The organism is Streptosporangium amethystogenes subsp. fukuiense (assembly GCF_042665875.1).
Lineage (GTDB): Bacteria > Actinomycetota > Actinomycetes > Streptosporangiales > Streptosporangiaceae > Streptosporangium > Streptosporangium fukuiense.
The window spans coordinates 6775854-6792049 of sequence record NZ_JBHTEE010000001.1 but is presented as its reverse complement, the minus strand read 5'-3'; the positions used below and the strand labels follow the sequence as shown (position 1 = coordinate 6792049).

Sequence of the window (16196 nt, the reverse complement as noted above, 5' to 3'; positions counted from 1 at the left end):
AGTCGGCTCGTTATCCCTATAAAGTGAGGCGCGGGGATTAACGTCCGGTCGAGTTCACGTCACGGCATGGTGCGTGGCGGAGCGAGGCGCGCATTCGTTTCTCCCTCTGACGGCTGATCCGGGGAGTAACGCGTGGTCGGTAAAGAGGGCAGGGTCACCGGAAAGATCGGCCCCGGCCTGGTCGGTGAGGTGATGGTGGTGGTCCGGGGCGGTGTCGAGGCGTTCTACGCGCATCCCACGGTTCCCGACGAGGAGTTCACCGTCGGCTCGATCGTCGTGATCGTCGACTTCTTCCCGCCGCGCACCGTCTACGTCTCCCGAGCGCTCGGCTGACAGTTCTCTCATCCCCCACCGCGGAGGCCGCGATGCCTACGGAGTACTTCGTCATCGGGGGCGTCGTCATCGTCGCCCTTTCTGTCATCGTCCTGCTCTTCAAGGCCATCTGGCGGGTGGCCGAGCCCAACGAGGCGCTGATCATCTCCGGGCTCGGCGCCCGGGGCAGGAGCGAGGAGGCCGACAGCCTCGGATTCAAGATCATCACCGGCAAGGGCACCTCCGTGCTCCCCGGATTCCAGACCGCGCGCCGCCTGCGCCTGGACAGCCGGGCCGCCAACCTCCAGGTGTCCTGCGTCACCCAGCAGGGCATCCCGGTGGTGGTACGCGGCGTCGTGATCTACAAGGTCGGCGACGACCTGCACTCGATCGCCAACTCCGCCCGCCGCTTCCTGGACCAGCAGGACTCGATGAACGGCGCCATCCACGAACTGTTCACCGGCCACCTGCGATCGATCATCGGCAACCTGACGGTCGAGGACCTCATCCTCAACCGGGAGCGGCTGACCGGCGAGACCCGCGCCTCGGCCGCCGACGAGATGATCAAACTTGGCCTGATCGTCGACTCCCTGCAGATCCAGGAGATCGAGGACGAGACGGGCTACATCACCAACCTCGGGAAGCCGCACGCCGCCAGGATCGCCGCCTCGGCGCGCATCGCCGAGGCCCAGCGTGACCAGGAGGCCACCGAGGCCGAGCAGGTCGCCGCCGCCAACAAGGCCGCGGCCTGGCGCGACTCCCAGATCAAGCAGGCCGCCTACCAGGCCGAGATCGACGAGGCGCTGGCCAGGTCCCGCCAGGCGGGGCCGCTCTCCGAGGCGTCCGCCCGCCAGGAGGTCGTCGTCCAGGAGACCCGTGCCGCCGAGCTTGAGGCGGCGCTGGCCGAGCAGCGACTGCAGGCCCAGGTCCGCAAGCCCGCCGACGCCAGGGCGTACGAGACGGTGACGGCCTCCCAGGCCGAACGCGACGCCCGCATCGCCCAGGCCGAGGCCGAGGCCCGCGAGACCGAGCTCCGCGCCGCCGCGCAGGCGTCGCAGGTCAAGCAGGCCGCCGCGGCCGAGGCGGAGTCCGTGCGGCTGCGCGGCCTCGCCGCCGCCGACGCGACCAAGGCCACCGGCCTGGCCGCCGCGGAGGCTTCCAGGGCGCAGGGACTCGCGGAGGCCGAGGCGGCCAAGGCGAAGGGCCTGGCCGAGGCCGACGCGATCCGGGCCCGTTCCGAGGCCCTCGCCGACAACCAGGAGGCGGTCATCGCCCAGCAGCTCGCCGAGAACTGGCCGCAGATCGTCGAGGCGGGGGCGAAGTCCTTCGGCAACGTCGACCACATGGTCGTTCTCAACGGCGCCCAGGGTGTCGAGGAGATGCTCGCCAAGGCGCTCACCCTCGGCGGCACCGGCCTCGGACTCGTCCGCTCCCTGCTGAGCGGCGCCACCCCCGGCGCTTCCGCCGTCCCCGCCGTCCCCGCCGTCCCCGCCGTTCCCGCCGGCGACACGGCCGGCGAAACACCGGGAAGGTCCGCCGACCGGGTCTCCTGACACCGGGGTTCTCCGGGCGACGATCGCGGGTTGGAACCCGTATACGACCACTTCACAACAGGATCGTGACCGACGGCCAGTAATTCGGGTCACTCCGTTATGTGTTGTTCGTCTTTCCCAGGGCATACGCCTGGCAGCTGAGCAGACAGGAGCGTGGAACATGACAGTCACCGGCATCATCACCGCCATCGTCATCGGCGCCATCATCGGTGCCCTGGGTCGGCTCGTCGTGCCCGGCAAGCAGGCCATCCCGATCTGGCTGACCATCGTCATCGGTATCGTCGCAGCCCTCATCGGCACCGCGATCGCCGGAGCGCTCGGAGTCGCCACCACGTCGGGCATCGACTGGATCGAACTCATCATCCAGATCGCCCTGGCGGCGGTCGGCGTCATCCTGGCGGTGAGCCTGTACGGCAGGCGAGGCGTCCGGTAATCAAGTCCACCCGTGCCCGGGGCCGGGTTCCCGGAAAAGCCGGGAACCCGGAGACCAGCGCCCCGGCACCCACGACACCCCCGGCCCGGAATCCTCCGGGCCGGGGGTGTCCCGTGTTCCGTATCACGGTCCTCGGCGTTGTAGATCTCCTGCGGAGCCTTCTTCGCCCCCGGCCGGGCGGACTTCGGCAGGGAGTCGATCACATTGCGGGTCTTGTGAACCCAGCATCCTTGGTGACGAGCGTCGGGGAATACCCCTCTCGGTGCGCCGAGATCGGAGGCTCGGCCGTTGACGGGAGGGCCGCGGCGATGCAGTCGAGGACGCGCTGGAGCCCGTGCCGGAACTGGTCGTCGCGGCTCAGGTGCAGCCGGCGCGCCTCCATCACGATCTTGCTGAAGATCGGATAGTCCCCGCTCTCCAGCAGCTGGTGGACGCGCGGGGAGCTCCGCACCATCCACTCCGACTCGCTGAGCCCGCTGCGGCGGACCTCCTCGGCCCAGCTGATCTCCTCGCGGACGGCGCCCTCGACATAGCCGTTCAGCATGGCCATGAGGCCGAGGTTCTCGTCGATGGAGACGTGCGGGTCGAGGGCACCCATCACCCGTTCGATCAGGCGCAGCTGGTTGGGGCCGAAACTGGGGAGTGACCGCTGCACGGTGGCGATCCACGGGTGTCGCAGCCACATCGCCCGCAGCCCGTCGGCGTAGCGGGTCAGATCCGCGCGCCAGTCGCCGGAGGGCATGCCCTCGACGTCGACCTCGCCCTGCAGCCGGTCGGCGATGAGCTCGACGAGGTCGTCGCGGCTCGGGACGTACCGGTAGAGGGACATCGCGCCGGCGCCGATCTCGGCGGCGATGCGGCGCATGGTGGCGGCCTCCAGGCCCTCGGCGTCGGCGATCCGGACGGCCGCCTCGGTGATCTGCGCGCGGCTGTAGGCCGGCTTCGGCCCGCGGGCGGGGCGCTCGGGCCGCATCCAGATGTTCACGTACTCGGCGTCGGTCACCGTTCCACCCCCTACTTGCGTACATAGTACCCAGTGGCTTAGCCTGGCCGCCATACCGCGTACAACGTACTCAGTTGGAGGGGATCATGTCTGATCCGATCGTGGTCGCCGAGGGGCTGTACAAGTCCTTCGGCGACACCCATGCGCTGCGGGGTCTGGACCTGAGCGTTCCGAGAGGAACGGTCTGCGGCGTGCTGGGGCCCAACGGCGCGGGAAAGACGACCGCGGTGCGCATCCTGGCGACCTTGTCCGATCCCGATGCCGGGCACGCCCGCATCGCCGGATACGACGTCGTCCGCGAGGCCGCCAAGGTGCGCGCCAGGATCGGGCTCGCGGGCCAGTACGCCGCCGTGGACGAGAAGCTCACCGGCCGTGGCAACCTGCGCATGTTCGGGCGCCTCTCCCACCTGTCCCGGCGCGAGGCGCACCGGCGGGCCGATGAGCTGCTGGAACGCTTCGGCCTGACGGACGCCGCCGACCGGCCGGTTCTCGGCTACTCCGGCGGCATGCGGCGCCGACTCGACCTGATCACCTGCCTCATCCTGCGCCCCCAGGTGCTCTTCCTGGACGAGCCCACCACCGGCCTGGACCCGCGCAGCCGCGGCGAGATCTGGGACAGCATCCGCGAGCTGGTGGCCGACGGCACCACCGTGCTGCTCACCACGCAGTACCTGGACGAGGCCGACCAGCTGGCCGACGACATCGCCGTCGTCGACCACGGGCAGGTGATCGCCACCGGCACGCCCGATGAGCTGAAGGCCACGATCGGCGACCGCCTCGACGTCACCCTCGAAGACCCCGCCGCGGTGCCTGCGGCGATGACCGTGCTGAACACCCTCACCGGCACCGATCCCACGACGACGGGCGCCGACCGGCTCAGCGTCGCCCTGCCCGGCGGCCGCCTCAGGCTCGCCGACATCGTGCGCGAGCTCGACCGCGCCGAGGTCGCCGCCGCCGACGTGAGCCTGCGCCGCCCCACCCTCGACGAGGTGTTCCTGCGCCTCACCGACCGCAAGGAGACCGTGCGATGACCGTCCTCACCTCACCACTGGGCCGCCTGCGCTGGACGCTCACCGACGGGCTGACCCTGGTCGGCCGCGAGCTGAGCCGGCTGCGGCAAGAGCCCGGGCAGGTCGTCGCCGCGCTGGTCTTCCCGGTCATCATGGTGGTGCTGTTCGGGTACGTCTTCGGCAGCGCGATCCAGGTGCCGGACGGCGGCGACTACCGCGAGTACCTCATGCCCGGCCTGTTCGCGATGGTGACCTTCTCCGCGTGGTTGGGGGTCATGGGGCGGATGGCCACCGACGCCTCTCGCGGCGTGATGGACCGCTTCCGCTCCATGCCGATGGCGCGCTTGGCGGTGCCGTTCGGGCAGACCGGCGCCGACCTGCTGATCGGCCTGCTGATGCTGGCCGCCATGGTGGCCACAGGCCTGCTGGTGGGCTGGCAGCCGCACCGCGGCCTGATCCCCACCGCCGGGGCGTTCCTGCTGATGACGCTGCTGCGGTACGCGCTGAGCTGGGTGGGCGTCTACCTGGGCCTGGCGGTGAAGGACGAGCAGGTCGCCGACGCGATGGTGCCGCTGGGCCTGCCGATCACGATGCTGTCCAACGCGTTCGTCCCGACCGACGGCATGCCCGCCTGGTTGCGGTTCATCGCCGACTGGAACCCGGTGAGCGCGCTCACCGCCGCCGCACGGGAGCTGTTCGGCAACCCGGGCGCCCCGTCCGGAGACGTGGCCTGGCCACTCGCGCATCCGGTGACCGCCGTCCTGCTCTGGTCGGCCGCGCTGCTGGTGATCTTCGTCCCGCTGTCGCTCCGCGCCTACACGCGCACAGGACGCTGACCCCCAGGCACCCGCGACCGCCTTGTTCTCCTCCAACGGTTCTCCGTCTCCGGTGCGCCGTCAGAAGACCGTTGCCGTGCATCGCATGCGGCCAAAACCCGACGGGTCACATCACGAACAGGTCGCTCGTATGCCGCGGGTCGGCCGGCGGGATCATCAAGAGTCGTGGCCTGGTGAGGCCGGTGGAATTCTCTGACCCCACCAACCCCAACGCTCCTCGTAGAAGACACTCAGTAGGAGCCTGGTGCCCTCGCTGAGGGCGGGAAGGTCACCCAGCCAGTCGGGCAGAGCGGTCAGCGGGTTATCGCTCACACTGAGCTCGGTGAGAGCGGTGAGGTTGCCCAGCGACTCGGGCAGAGCGGTCAATCGGTTACCGCTCATACTGAGCTCGGTGAGGGCGGTGAGGTTGCCCAGCGACTCGGGCAGAGCGGTCAACCGGTTAGCCCCTAGGCAGAGTTCGGTGAGGGCGGCGAGGTTGCCCACTGACTCCGGCAGAGCGGTCAGCCGGTTACCGGTCAGATCGAGCACGGTGAGCTCGGTGAGGTTTCCCAACGACTCCGGCAGAACGGTCAACTGGTTGTTGCCCAAGTAGAGCCACCAGAGCTCGGTGAGGTTCCCCAACGACTCCGGCAAAGCAGTTAACCGGTTGTTGTCCAGGCAAAGCTCGCTGAGCTTGGCGAAGTTCCCCGCTGACTCCGGCAAAGCGGTCAGCCGGTTACCCTCCAGGTGGAAATAGTCGAGCTCGGTGAGGTTTCCCAACGACTCCGGCAGAACGGTCAACTGGTTGTCGCTCAGATAGAGCCATCCGAGCTCGGTGAGGTTCCCCAACGACTCCGGCAAAGCGGTCAACCGGTTGTTGTCCAGGCAGAGTGCGGTGAGGGCGGTGAGATTCCCCAGCCAATCGGGCAGAACGGTCAGCCGATTATCGCGCAGGTAGAGATTGGTCAGATGGGTGAGATCGCCGAGCGATTCCGGCACCGTGTCCAGGTCGAGCCCGGACAGGTCCAGCGTGGTCGATCCCTCTCGCCGGCACCTGTCGATCCGCTCGTCAGCGGTCGTCGGGTCGTTCCCGGTCTCCGTCAAGGTCTCTCTCCTCGTCGTCGCTCGGATGCCCGGTCGCCTCGGGCGCGAGGGTCGAGGATGAGGCTATGGATCGGCGCTGGGAACCTGCTTGGAGGGCGCTGAGGGCCGGCTGGTGGATGGGACATCGATGTCGGCGAACGCCAAGCGAACAGCCTCGACCGCACGCATGAGACCAGAGGCGAAAACGGCGGCGAGGCCCTCATGGGGCACCTGTGTCCCTCACCTCTCAGGAACCTTCCCTGACCTGCCACGCGCTCAGGGACGTGTGTCGAAGTCTCCGGTCTTGACGCGACCGAGGAAGGCGGTCCAGCCACCTGGTGAGAAGGCGAGCGTGGCGCCGCCAGGATCCTTCGAATCGCGGACGGCGACCAGGCCCGAAACGAAGGCGACCTCGACACAGTTGTCCGTCGTCCCCTGACTGCGCGAACTCTTCCGCCACCCCAGACGGGCTAGATCCCTCTCTGGCTGGTTCTCCGCCATCCAGCATCTCTTTTCCCTTAGCCCGGGCGCTGTCCTCCAGGTTTGCTGCCTACTGCGCGATGAGCAATCTCAAAGCGTCAGAAGCTAGGAGCAGCGTCTCCCGCTTGACTACCGCAGTTTGTCGAACTTGCCGTTCTTGACACCGTTGAGGAAGGTTCGCCACTCGTCAGGCGAGAAGACCAACGCCGGCCCCAAGGGGGCCTTACTGTCTCGGACGGCCGCGATACCGGGGAGGTTGGTGGCGACCTCGACACAGTCGGCACCACCATTGCCGCTGAGGCTGCTCTTGTGCCAGACGGCGTGAAAAAGGTCGGGTAGGTCTCGCGGCTCACGCTCTTCTACGGTCACGAAGTCATCTCCTCTATGACCACGCTCATCAGCGCGACGGACTCGTTCGGCGGCAGGGCAGCTGCGCGAATGTGGTCAAAAATGAGTCTATACCTGCGGACTTCCTCTGGCTTTTCCAGATATATGGAACCTGTCAGGTACTCGACGTAAGCAACATGAGTTTCGGAAGGCTGAGGGAACTCCAAGAGGTGAAAGGGGCCGAGCATGCCAGGGTGGGCGCCTCTGGCGAAGGGCAGCACCTGAAGAGTGACCCCTGCGAGTCGCCGCGCGTCACGGAGGCTGAGAAGTTGCTCACGCATTGTCGCCGGCCCGCCGATGGCGTGCCGTAGAGCCGCTTCGCTCATCACCGCCCACAGTTCCGGTGGGTTCGACCGGGTAAGGAGTTTCTGCCTTACCAGGCGCAGGGCGACAAGCCTGTCGATTTCCTCCTCGGACATCCCGGGATGGTCGGCTTCGATGACGGCACGTGCGTATGCCTCAGTTTGGAGAAGGCCAGGGATCAACTGAGGTTGGTAGGTCTGAATTGACGCGGCCTCGGCTTCGAGACCGATGAAAACTTCAAACCATGGCGGTACTGCGTCTCCGTGGGCGTGCCACCACCCTCGTTTGCTCGCTTCGCGTGCGAGATCAAGCACAGCTTGGGTCTCGTCATCGGCTGATTTGTACAGATCGAGGAGTTGAACGAGAACTTTCTGACGGATGGTGACCCTGCCGGTCTCAAAGCGGCTGATCGTCGAATCAGAGCGACCAATATGCTCGCCCGCTTGGATAGCGGACACATTCGCACGCTCACGGAGCCGACGGAGTTCCATACCGAGTTGGCGTCGCCGAACAGTAGGGCTCTGGCCTTCGGTCACGTGTCCACCTTCATGAGATTTACGCCGGGTTGGCCTACTTTGCGGATCGAGCTTTCCATGAAGTTCTTCTTCGTGCATATGCATTTGGGGTTGCATATGGGACTGCATGGCTGCATGCTCTGAGCATACGGTCAATGACAGTGCGTAAGCATCAACGTCTCTGAAAGTGCGAGCGGGCCAGTTCAACAGACAAGGGGAAGGACGGGCTGTGAAGCCACGTGATCCGCAAGAGCAGTTGATTCACCTGGTGCGGCTGGGGTGGGACCTACGGGGCCTTGGAGTGGGCACCTCACTGGTGCTCCCCCAGGTGGGGCAGCCGATCCTGGAGGTCATGTCCGGGGGCGAGACACGGGTCCGGATCGCCGTCATCCGTCGGGCCTGTGGCTGGGTGTTCGTCTGGCGGCCCTGGTGGGCCAGGATGTGGCGGCCCGGCGAAGGGGTCTGGGCAGGGGCCGACAACGCCGCCGACGTCATCGTCTCGGCGGCGATCGCATGAACGTGAACGCCTACGGGCAGGCGACCTGCCGCTACGAACGACAGCGAGTGACCGCGGGACGCTGGGCCGTCCTGCACCCACTGGGCCACGCCGAGTTCGCGGGCCTGGCCTGCTCGGTCGCGACGGTCCGAGCCTGGGCACGGGACCTGCTGACCGGCAGAGTCGACGCCTCCGCCCTCGACGACGTGGTGCTGCTGCTCAGCGAGGTCGTGACGAACTCCGTCGTCCACTCCGACTCCGGATGGACAACAGGCGGATCGATCACGGTCTGCCTGGGCCTGGGCGGCGGCATGATCCACGCCGAGGTCATCGACGACGGCTCGGCCACCAGCCTCCCCTTCGTCCGCGCGACCGACTTCGACAGCGACGGCGGACGCGGCCTGCTCCTGGTCGAGGCCATGGCCACCGCCTGGGGCACCCACCACGACCCCGAAGCGGGCACCGCCGTCTGGTTCCACCTCCCGACCAACGAAACCAACAGAACCGACCGAGCCAACGGAGCCAACGGAGCCGACGGACCCGGCTCCCTCTCCAATTGACCCACCTGACCGGAAACGCCTCCCCGAGGCGTACCCCTCCCTCCGGTCACCGTGGCCGCAGCAAGCCGACCGGCGACGACAGTCACGACGGGCCTGACGAAATACGGCGAGCCCCCTGCGCTCCTTCCCGCACCGCCGCTTCAGCTACGGCGACGGCCCCGGAACGACCCCCGTACGGATCGCTTCAGCGTCCAAGAGTTCAATGGGCGGCCCGCAAGGAAGCGACTACGGCCCGCAGACCGTACGGCGAGACAGCGGGTGCGCGGAGGTGGGTGGGTGCTCCGGGCGGCTTATAAGAATCCGTAACCACCGCGCCCGCCAGGCCGGAGGCCTGAAACACCAGACGGCAACCAACGACGGCCGCCCGGAGCACCCACCCATCGGAGCGCGAACACGTCCCCACAAGCGAACACGTCCCCACAAGCGAACACGTCCCCACAAGCGAACACACCCTCGCCAGAGAACACGTCCCCAGCAGAGATCAAGCAGTCGATGCGCCCCCCGAACATCGCAGGCTCGGCTCTGCGATCCACAAACATTGCCCGTCTGCGGAGAGTCGGCCTTTCTCAGACAGTCCGCAGCTCGGCGACCGACTGGACGAGGCCATTTCTTTCAAGACTGGCCAGCACGTCCTCGACCGCGCCGGGAGGATTCTTCCAGGAGTCGGCGATCTGCTGAACGCAGGCCCAGACGACCTTCTCATTTAGGTATATCTGATCAAGAACGAAATCATCCGCGCTCTTGGCCTCGATATCCCACCCGGACAGGGAATCCGCCGGGAAGTCTTTCAGGTTGTTGGTGACAATCACCTGAGCCTGCCCCCGGATCGCCGCGGCAAGGACATGGCGATCATCGAGGTCGGGGAGCTTGATTCCTTCGATCAGCGGCTCGTAGCCGGTGACCAGGCAGTCTCGTACGGCTCTGATCATCAAAGCACGAGTACGGTCGAGGTTCTCCGCGGAGATGTCCGGCCGGTTCTCTCTGATCGCCTCAAACGCCTCATCCAAGATCTGTTGAGTCCATTTCGCCTGCACCAGACCTGCCTGTGCGATCCGGATCAGGAGATCACGAAGCGTACTCGGGTACAGCACACATGCGTCATAGAGAACGGTGAAGGCCATCTCAGTCGAATCCCAGCTCACGTGTCGCGGCCGACAACTCGTCCGCGGCCTCCCGGCGTCGCTGATCATCCTTCCGGCGATAGTCCAGCAGTGATTCCAGTTTCACCCTTCTGTGGGTGCCGACCAGACGGTATTCGATCTCACCCGCTTCGAGCAGACCTATGAGATAAGGCCGCGACACGTTGAGAAGGTCGGCGGCTTCCTGAGTCGTCAGCTCCGCGTGGGCCGGCACCACGGACACTCCACGGCCCGCCGCCATGTGGGCGAGTATCGTGGCGAGCAGTTCCACGGCTACCCGCGGCATCACCAGTTCCTCGCGTGTCTCCTCAGCCACGACGGGGATCCGTGCGGGACTGTCCGGATGACGCCGAAGGTAACCGCGAACTCGACGAAGCGCGTCCCGAGCCGCGAGGGCATCTGACGAGTTCGGCTGGATCGGGGCAACGGTCATCTTCCCACCTCCTCAAACGCAGTATCCGACGCAGACGCAATAAACGCAACAGACGTTCGTAGTCGAGCGGTTACTTAAGGTGCTCTTGAGGGGCCTCGGTCCTCGTTGGAGGCATAAGAATCCGCAACCACCGCGCCCGCCAGGCCGGAGGCCTGAAACACCAGACGGCAACCAACGACGGCCGCCCGGAGCACCCACCCACCGGAGCGCGAACACGTCCCCACGAGAGAATCAGATCATCACATGCGCATCCGGATGCCCGACAAAAGAGAACTGTGCGTTACGCGTGAGCTTGATGTCGTCGGCCTGCCAGGTGTGCATGCCCGCGTCCCCACTGCGCCAGTAGACGAAGTTGAACCGGTCCGCGGAGTAGATCTTGACCCGGTCCTCCTTGAGCCGGCGGACCAGCCGGGTGTCCTCGCCCCGGGTGACGTCCTCGAACCCGTAGTGCCGGAACATGTCGGCCTTACCGAGGAAGGTGCCGCCCTGCACCAGGAAGGCGTAGCGGTGCTCCAGCCCCGGCAGGCGGAGCATCGTGGTGTTGCTGCCCTCGAAGTAGGCGTAGTGCGCGCCCTTGCCGACCAGTTCGGCGTCGGAGTAGTCGAAGGCGCGGGCCAGGTCCGACAGGTAGTGCTCGCCGTACAGGTTGTCGTCGTCCATCTTGGCGATCAGCTCGCCCTCGGCGGCGGCGATGCCCAGGTTGAGGCAGGCGCCCAGCGACAGTGACGAGTCGGCGGGCAGCACCACGACGTCGGTGATCCCGGCCATCCGCGCCTTGTCCGCCACCACGACGGGGTCGATGTCGAGCCCGTGCAGGACCATGACGAGCTGGACAGGGCGGTGGATCTGCTTGGCCACCGAGGAGATCGCGTGCTCGATCTGGGCGGCCCGGTTGGTGGGCAGCACCACCGAGATCGACCGGGTCCGCCGCCGCACCGGCTTGCCGAGGATCTCCAGGATCTGGTCCACCCGGTGCGAGAACAGGTGCTTGTCGAAGACCTCGCGCATCGCCAGGTGCCCCTGGCGGGCGCGCAGCTCGGGGCTGTTGATCAGGTGCAGGACCTGGTTGTACGACTCCAGCTCGTCACGGGCGATCGGGATCAGCGATCCGAAGGTCTCCTCGATGGCCCGCGACCAGCCCGAGACGATCGACGTCGAGCAGGCCGACAGCTCGAAGACCCGGCGGGCGCACATGGTCGGCGAGTCGAGTACCGAGTTCACGTTGAGGAAGACCTTGTACATCTTGTACGCGGCCAGCATCTGGTCGTACGGGAGCTCGCCCACGATGTGCGGAACGTACTCGGCAGGCCAGGCGTACTTCTCGTCCACGGTCCCGTTGCGCGCGAAGATGTGCAGGCCGAGTTCGCGGATCGGGGCGAGGACGGTCTCCATCTGTTCGCGGCGCTCGGGGTGCTTGTCCCTGAAGTACATGCCGGCGAAGACCACGTCGTTCAGGCGGCCGCGCTTCTCCTGGATCGGGTTGTGCACCCGGGGCTGCGCGGCGAACTGCAGCACGTCGACCCGGTCGTGGCCCAGCACCTCGCGGTAGCGGGGGACCATGTCGCCGTCGCAGGTGAAGACGTAGTCGAACAGCTTGGCCGTGTCGATGAAGAAGTCGAAGTTCGGCGGGTCCTCCTTGTTCCAGAAGACCGTGGGGATCCCCTCGACGCGGCACCAGTCGATCAGGGCGCGCAGTTCGGGCTTGGGGGCGTTCGTCCCGGTCATCTGGTAGCGCCAGCGGCCCTGGTTGCCGTGCCAGGCCGACTCCACGAACAACAGCTCGGGACGGCGCTCGGCGAAGATCTCCGGCCAGTCGCGGAGCCCGAACTCGATCTGGTCCCACTCGTACTTGAAGGCCATCCGGGAGAAGTCGTCCAGGATGACCGCGACCTTCATGTCCGGACGGACGATCGGGCCGGCCGGCCACTTGACCTGCGGCACGTCGACCACGGGCCCCTGCTGGTCGAGCTCGGCGACCACCTCGGCCACCGGGCGGGGCGGCTTGGGGCCCTTGCGCGTCTGCATCGCGGAGCGCAGTTTGCCCGGCAGTGCGGTGACCCCCGATCCCTTGGCCGCGGTCAGTGCCTCGGCCACCCGGTACGGGCGCTGCACCTTGGTCGACTCCAGCTTCCACTGCGCGTAGTCGGCTTTCGCCTCGGCGATGGCGAGCCGCCGCTCAAGGTCCCGGACACGCTCCTCGAAGCGCTCGACGACCTTGCGCTCCTCGGGCAGCCAGTTGATCGGCCCAAGACGCTGGAACTTCGGCTCTTCGGGGGTCTCTTCGCTCATGGGGGATCGCCTTTGTCCGGGGTCGTGCCAGGCTACGGCCTAAGCCGTGCCGAAATAGCCGTTTTAAAGTGATTTGGGCGGTACGGATTGCCCGGCCGGGGAGAGATTGCCGCCGCGCAGCCAGTTCTCGATCACCCGGGCGATCCGGGGACCGGCCTTGCCGTCCCAGAGCGGGGGCAGCTCGCCGGAAGGCGTCGCCGCGCCGTCCGCCAGTGCCAGGTCGGCGGCGGCGGGCAGCTGCGCGGGGGTGACCAGCCGGTTGGTGCCGTGCGTGATGGTGATCGGCCGCTCGGTGTTGGGCCGCACGGTGAGGCAGGGGACGCCCAGCATGGTCGTCTCCTCCTGCACGCCGCCGGAGTCGGTGACGACCAGCGTCGCGCCCCGCACCAGCGACAGGAAGTCCACGTAGCCCAGCGGGTCGATGATGCGCAGGTTCTCGGTGTCCACCAGCCCGGCCTCGGCCAGGCGGGTCCGGCCGCGCGGGTGCAGCGGCACCACGACCGGGAGGCGCTCGCTCACCGAGAGCACCGCCTCGACCAGCTCCTTGGCGGAGGCGGGGTCGTCGACGTTGCCGGGACGGTGCAGGGTGGCCACCCCGTACCGCTCGGGAAGGCCGAGCCGGGAGCGGACCGGGGCCGGGTCGAGGTGGTCCAGCGCGGAGAACAGGCTGTCGATCATCGGGTTGCCGACGAGGTGCACCCGGGCCGGGTCGACACCCTCGGCGGCCAGGTAGGAGAGCGCGTCGGGAGAGGTGGCGAAGAGGATGTCGGACAGCGCGTCGGTGACGATCCGGTTGACCTCCTCCGGCATCTCCCGGTCGAAGGAGCGCAGGCCCGCCTCCACGTGCGCGGTCGGCACGTGCAGCTTGGCGCACACCAGGATCGCGGCCAGCGTCGAGTTCACGTCGCCGTAGACGACGACCAGCGTCGGCCGCTGTTCGAGCACCACGTCCTCAAGGCCGACGAGCAGCGCCGCCGTCTGGCGGGCGTGCGAGCCGGAACCGACGGCCAGGTTGGCGATCGGCTCGGGGAGACCGAGGTCGGCGAAGAACACGTCCGACATGAGCGCGTCGTAGTGCTGGCCGGTGTGGATGATGCCCTGCCGCACGCCCAGTTCGGCGAGCGCGCGCACCACCGGAGCGGCCTTCACGAAGTTGGGCCGTGCGCCGAGCACGTGCAGGACAAGGGGATTCTCGGGGCCCTGAGCAGCGCCCGGACCGGCAAAGTCCCTCATTGACCTCGCCTTTCATGCGGCAGTGGGGCAAACCTTGCCTATGGTACGGTCACGGCGTGGTATCCGATGCCAACAGGCCAGACTCCCCCTCGGTTCCCGCGAAGGTTCCCGCGAAGCCCTCGGCTCCCGCGAAGCCCTCGGTGCCGGCGACGCCCGCCACATCGGTGACGCCTCCGGCCGCCGAGCCTGACGCGGAGCCGGTGGCGACCTCGGGCACGGCGACGGCCCCGGAGGCGGAAACGCCCTCCGAGCCGGAGACGACCGCGGCCGTGGAACTGCCTCCGGCCGTGGAGGTGCCCACCGAGCCCGCCCCGCCGCCGAGTGCGGAGACGCCTCCGGTCGTGGAGACGCTTCCCGGTTCGGACACGCCACAGGCGTCGGCGACGCTCCCCGCTCCGGCGACGCCCCCGGACGGTGGGAAGGCCCCCGCGGGGCCGGTGTCACAGGCTCCGGTGTCGGCGAAGTCGGCCAGGGCCGGCCTGCGCGGGTTGATCAAGGGTTTCGTCCAGCATCCGGTGATCGTCTCCCGGGTCGTGGCGACGAAGGTCAAGTCCGACCCGGTACGCGTGGCGCAGGCGGCGGCCGAGACGCTCCCGTCGAGCGTCCGTCCCATCGTGGGCCGGTTCGCCTGGCCCGTCGCGCGCCGCGCCAAGATCGTCGTCCGCAAGCTCGGCATGCGCATGGTGAAGGGCCCGTGGACCGAGGCGAAGGAGCACTTCGACGCCGGCCGGATGAGCGAGGCCGCCGAGGTGCTCCAGGCCCATACCCGCTACCCCTTCATCAAGCGCCGGGCCGCCTACTACGCCGGAGAGCTGGCCTCGATCCAGCCGAACCCGATCCCGCCCAAGGCGAAGGTGATCGTGGGTGAGCGGTTCGGTGGCCGGGTGCTGCACTGCGTGACCAACGCGCTGCCGTACACGCAGGCCGGATACACGGTTCGCACGCACCGCATCGTCACCTCGCAGAAGGCCGCCGGGCTGGATCCGCACGTCGTGACCAGCTGGGGCTGGCCGATGATGCAGGGCCACGCCGACGCGACGCCGTACGAGGAGATCGACGGGATCCCCTACCACCGGCTGCTGCCGAGCGGCGAGGTGCCCTTCGAGAGCCAGGGGCGGATGATCCGGGGCGCCGGAGAGGTCACCGAGCTGGTCAGGACCCTGCGTCCGCAGGTGCTGCACGCCGCGACCGACCACCGCAACGGCTCGGTGGCGCTGGCGGTGCGCGAGCGGACCGGCACGCCGATGGTCTACGAGGTCCGGGGCTTCCTGGAGGAGACCTGGGCCTCCCGCGACCCCAAGCGCATCGGCAGCCAGCGGCACGTGCTCCAGCGCGACCGCGAGGCGTTCATCATGCGCTCCGCCGACGCGGTGGTCACCCTCGCCGAGACCATGGCGACCGAGATCGTCGAGCGCGGGGTGCCGAGGGAAAAGATCTACCTGGCGCCGAACGCGGTCGACGACTCGCTGCTCAGTGCCGAGTACGACGGTATGGCGTTCCGCGCCGCCTACGGCATCGAGCCCGGTGACGTCGTCATGGGTTCGGTGTCGAGCATCGTGGCCTACGAGGGTTTCGCCACCATGATCAACGCCGCTGCGCTGCTGCGGGACGAGGGCGCGCCGGTCAAGATGCTGCTCGTCGGCGACGGCGTGGAGCGGGCGGCACTGCTGGAGCAGGTCGAGGAACTGGGGCTCGGCGACATCGCGATCATGCCGGGGCGGGTCGGCCCCGACGAGGCGCTGCAGGCCCAGTCGGCGATCGACATCTTCGTCTGTCCCCGAGAGGACCTGCGGGTCTGCCGACTTGTTACGCCATTGAAACCGGTCGAGGCGATGGCTCTCGGCAAGCCGGTCGTGCTGAGCGACCTGCCCGCCCTGTCGGAGCTCGTGGGTTCCGACGGCGCCGGGCTTCTGGTGCCGGCGGGAGACCCCGAGGCACTGGCCAAGGCGATCGCCGGACTGCGGGACGATCCGGGGCGAAGGGCCGAGATGGGTGAGGCTGGACGGGCAGAGGTGGCCGCGAAGCGTACGTGGAGCCGCATCGCGGAGACGTACCGTGATATTTACCGATCCATTGCCGGTTAATGACCTTGTCATGGCACCGGGGATACCTGCCGTTTGTGATGCGTTCAATCGCATTAGGCGTAGCTCGT

General features: G+C 67.7%; 18 protein-coding genes. 8 read left to right on the top strand and 10 right to left on the bottom strand.

What is annotated here, in order from left to right; all coding sequences use genetic code 11:
- Nucleotides 1-132 precede the first annotated feature (132 nt).
- From ACFQVD_RS29755 to ACFQVD_RS29745, 3 genes are all read left to right on the top strand, one after another.
- Nucleotides 133-333 carry a hypothetical protein gene (locus tag ACFQVD_RS29755; protein WP_343961574.1) on the top strand — a complete coding sequence of 67 codons (201 nt, stop codon included), beginning with the start codon at nucleotides 133-135 and terminating at the stop codon, nucleotides 331-333.
- Between the two features lie 32 nt (nucleotides 334-365).
- Nucleotides 366-1865, top strand: a complete 1500-nt coding sequence (locus ACFQVD_RS29750) for an SPFH domain-containing protein (protein WP_343961576.1) — start codon at nucleotides 366-368, stop codon at nucleotides 1863-1865.
- A gap of 160 nt (nucleotides 1866-2025) precedes the next feature.
- Nucleotides 2026-2298: a GlsB/YeaQ/YmgE family stress response membrane protein gene (locus ACFQVD_RS29745; protein WP_343961578.1), complete on the top strand. Its 273-nt coding sequence runs from the start codon at nucleotides 2026-2028 to the stop codon at nucleotides 2296-2298.
- A gap of 199 nt (nucleotides 2299-2497) precedes the next feature.
- On the opposite strand, the gene ACFQVD_RS29740 is transcribed toward ACFQVD_RS29745, so the two are convergent.
- The gene (locus tag ACFQVD_RS29740; RefSeq protein WP_343961580.1) at nucleotides 2498-3301 is read right to left on the bottom strand and encodes a TetR/AcrR family transcriptional regulator; all 804 of its coding nucleotides are present in this window, start codon (nucleotides 3299-3301) and stop codon (nucleotides 2498-2500) included.
- Between the two features lie 86 nt (nucleotides 3302-3387).
- Here ACFQVD_RS29740 and ACFQVD_RS29735 point away from each other — a divergent pair, with 86 nt between their 5' ends.
- Together ACFQVD_RS29735 and ACFQVD_RS29730 are read left to right on the top strand one after the other, a co-directional pair.
- On the top strand, nucleotides 3388-4332 hold the full coding sequence (locus tag ACFQVD_RS29735) for an ATP-binding cassette domain-containing protein (RefSeq protein ID WP_343961582.1): 945 nt from the start codon (nucleotides 3388-3390) through the stop codon (nucleotides 4330-4332).
- A complete protein-coding gene (locus ACFQVD_RS29730; protein ID WP_343961584.1) occupies nucleotides 4329-5147 on the top strand; it encodes an ABC transporter permease in 819 nt (272 codons plus the stop codon). Before ACFQVD_RS29735 ends, ACFQVD_RS29730 begins: the two co-directional genes overlap by 4 nt.
- A 156-nt stretch (nucleotides 5148-5303) precedes the next feature.
- Here the strand turns inward: ACFQVD_RS29730 and ACFQVD_RS29725 are convergent, their stop codons facing one another.
- The 4 genes from ACFQVD_RS29725 to ACFQVD_RS29710 form a co-directional block, all read right to left on the bottom strand.
- Entirely contained in the window at nucleotides 5304-6230 is a 927-nt protein-coding gene (locus tag ACFQVD_RS29725) for a leucine-rich repeat domain-containing protein (protein ID WP_343961586.1), read from the bottom strand.
- 255 nt (nucleotides 6231-6485) lie between these two features.
- Nucleotides 6486-6710, bottom strand: coding sequence for a DUF397 domain-containing protein (locus tag ACFQVD_RS29720; RefSeq protein ID WP_343961588.1), 225 nt, complete (start codon nucleotides 6708-6710; stop codon nucleotides 6486-6488).
- A 108-nt stretch (nucleotides 6711-6818) separates the two neighbouring features.
- Nucleotides 6819-7058 carry a DUF397 domain-containing protein gene (locus tag ACFQVD_RS29715; protein ID WP_343961590.1) on the bottom strand — a complete coding sequence of 80 codons (240 nt, stop codon included), beginning with the start codon at nucleotides 7056-7058 and terminating at the stop codon, nucleotides 6819-6821.
- On the bottom strand, nucleotides 7055-7999 hold the full coding sequence (locus tag ACFQVD_RS29710) for a helix-turn-helix domain-containing protein (protein ID WP_343961594.1): 945 nt from the start codon (nucleotides 7997-7999) through the stop codon (nucleotides 7055-7057). The genes ACFQVD_RS29715 and ACFQVD_RS29710 overlap by 4 nt, the downstream gene beginning before the upstream one ends.
- Nucleotides 8000-8123: 124 nt before the next feature.
- Between ACFQVD_RS29710 and ACFQVD_RS29705 the strand changes: the two genes are divergently transcribed.
- Nucleotides 8124-8411, top strand: coding sequence for a hypothetical protein (locus ACFQVD_RS29705; protein ID WP_343961596.1), 288 nt, complete (start codon nucleotides 8124-8126; stop codon nucleotides 8409-8411).
- Nucleotides 8408-8950, top strand: a complete 543-nt coding sequence (locus ACFQVD_RS29700) for an ATP-binding protein (RefSeq protein WP_343961598.1) — start codon at nucleotides 8408-8410, stop codon at nucleotides 8948-8950. Before ACFQVD_RS29705 ends, ACFQVD_RS29700 begins: the two co-directional genes overlap by 4 nt.
- A 566-nt stretch (nucleotides 8951-9516) precedes the next feature.
- Here the strand turns inward: ACFQVD_RS29700 and ACFQVD_RS29695 are convergent.
- The 5 genes from ACFQVD_RS29695 to ACFQVD_RS29675 all read right to left on the bottom strand — a co-directional run bounded on the left by ACFQVD_RS29695 (nucleotide 9517) and on the right by ACFQVD_RS29675 (nucleotide 14594).
- Nucleotides 9517-10071: a PIN domain-containing protein gene (locus ACFQVD_RS29695; protein ID WP_343961600.1), complete on the bottom strand. Its 555-nt coding sequence runs from the start codon at nucleotides 10069-10071 to the stop codon at nucleotides 9517-9519.
- 1 nt (nucleotide 10072) lies between these two features.
- Nucleotides 10073-10522, bottom strand: coding sequence for an excisionase family DNA-binding protein (locus ACFQVD_RS29690; RefSeq protein ID WP_343961601.1), 450 nt, complete (start codon nucleotides 10520-10522; stop codon nucleotides 10073-10075).
- Nucleotides 10523-10753: 231 nt separating this feature from the next.
- A complete protein-coding gene (locus tag ACFQVD_RS29685; protein ID WP_343961603.1) occupies nucleotides 10754-12811 on the bottom strand; it encodes a glycosyltransferase family protein in 2058 nt (685 codons plus the stop codon).
- 63 nt (nucleotides 12812-12874) lie between these two features.
- Entirely contained in the window at nucleotides 12875-14044 is a 1170-nt protein-coding gene (wecB, locus tag ACFQVD_RS29680; protein WP_343961605.1) for a non-hydrolyzing UDP-N-acetylglucosamine 2-epimerase, read from the bottom strand.
- Nucleotides 14045-14093: 49 nt separating this feature from the next.
- Nucleotides 14094-14594: a hypothetical protein gene (locus tag ACFQVD_RS29675; protein ID WP_386272637.1), complete on the bottom strand. Its 501-nt coding sequence runs from the start codon at nucleotides 14592-14594 to the stop codon at nucleotides 14094-14096.
- On the opposite strand from ACFQVD_RS29675, the gene ACFQVD_RS29670 reads away from it, so the two are divergent.
- Nucleotides 14578-16128, top strand: a complete 1551-nt coding sequence (locus ACFQVD_RS29670) for a glycosyltransferase family 4 protein (protein WP_364153845.1) — start codon at nucleotides 14578-14580, stop codon at nucleotides 16126-16128. The two genes, ACFQVD_RS29675 and ACFQVD_RS29670, sit on opposite strands and share 17 nt — an antisense overlap.
- The last annotated feature ends 68 nt before the right edge of the window (nucleotides 16129-16196 follow it).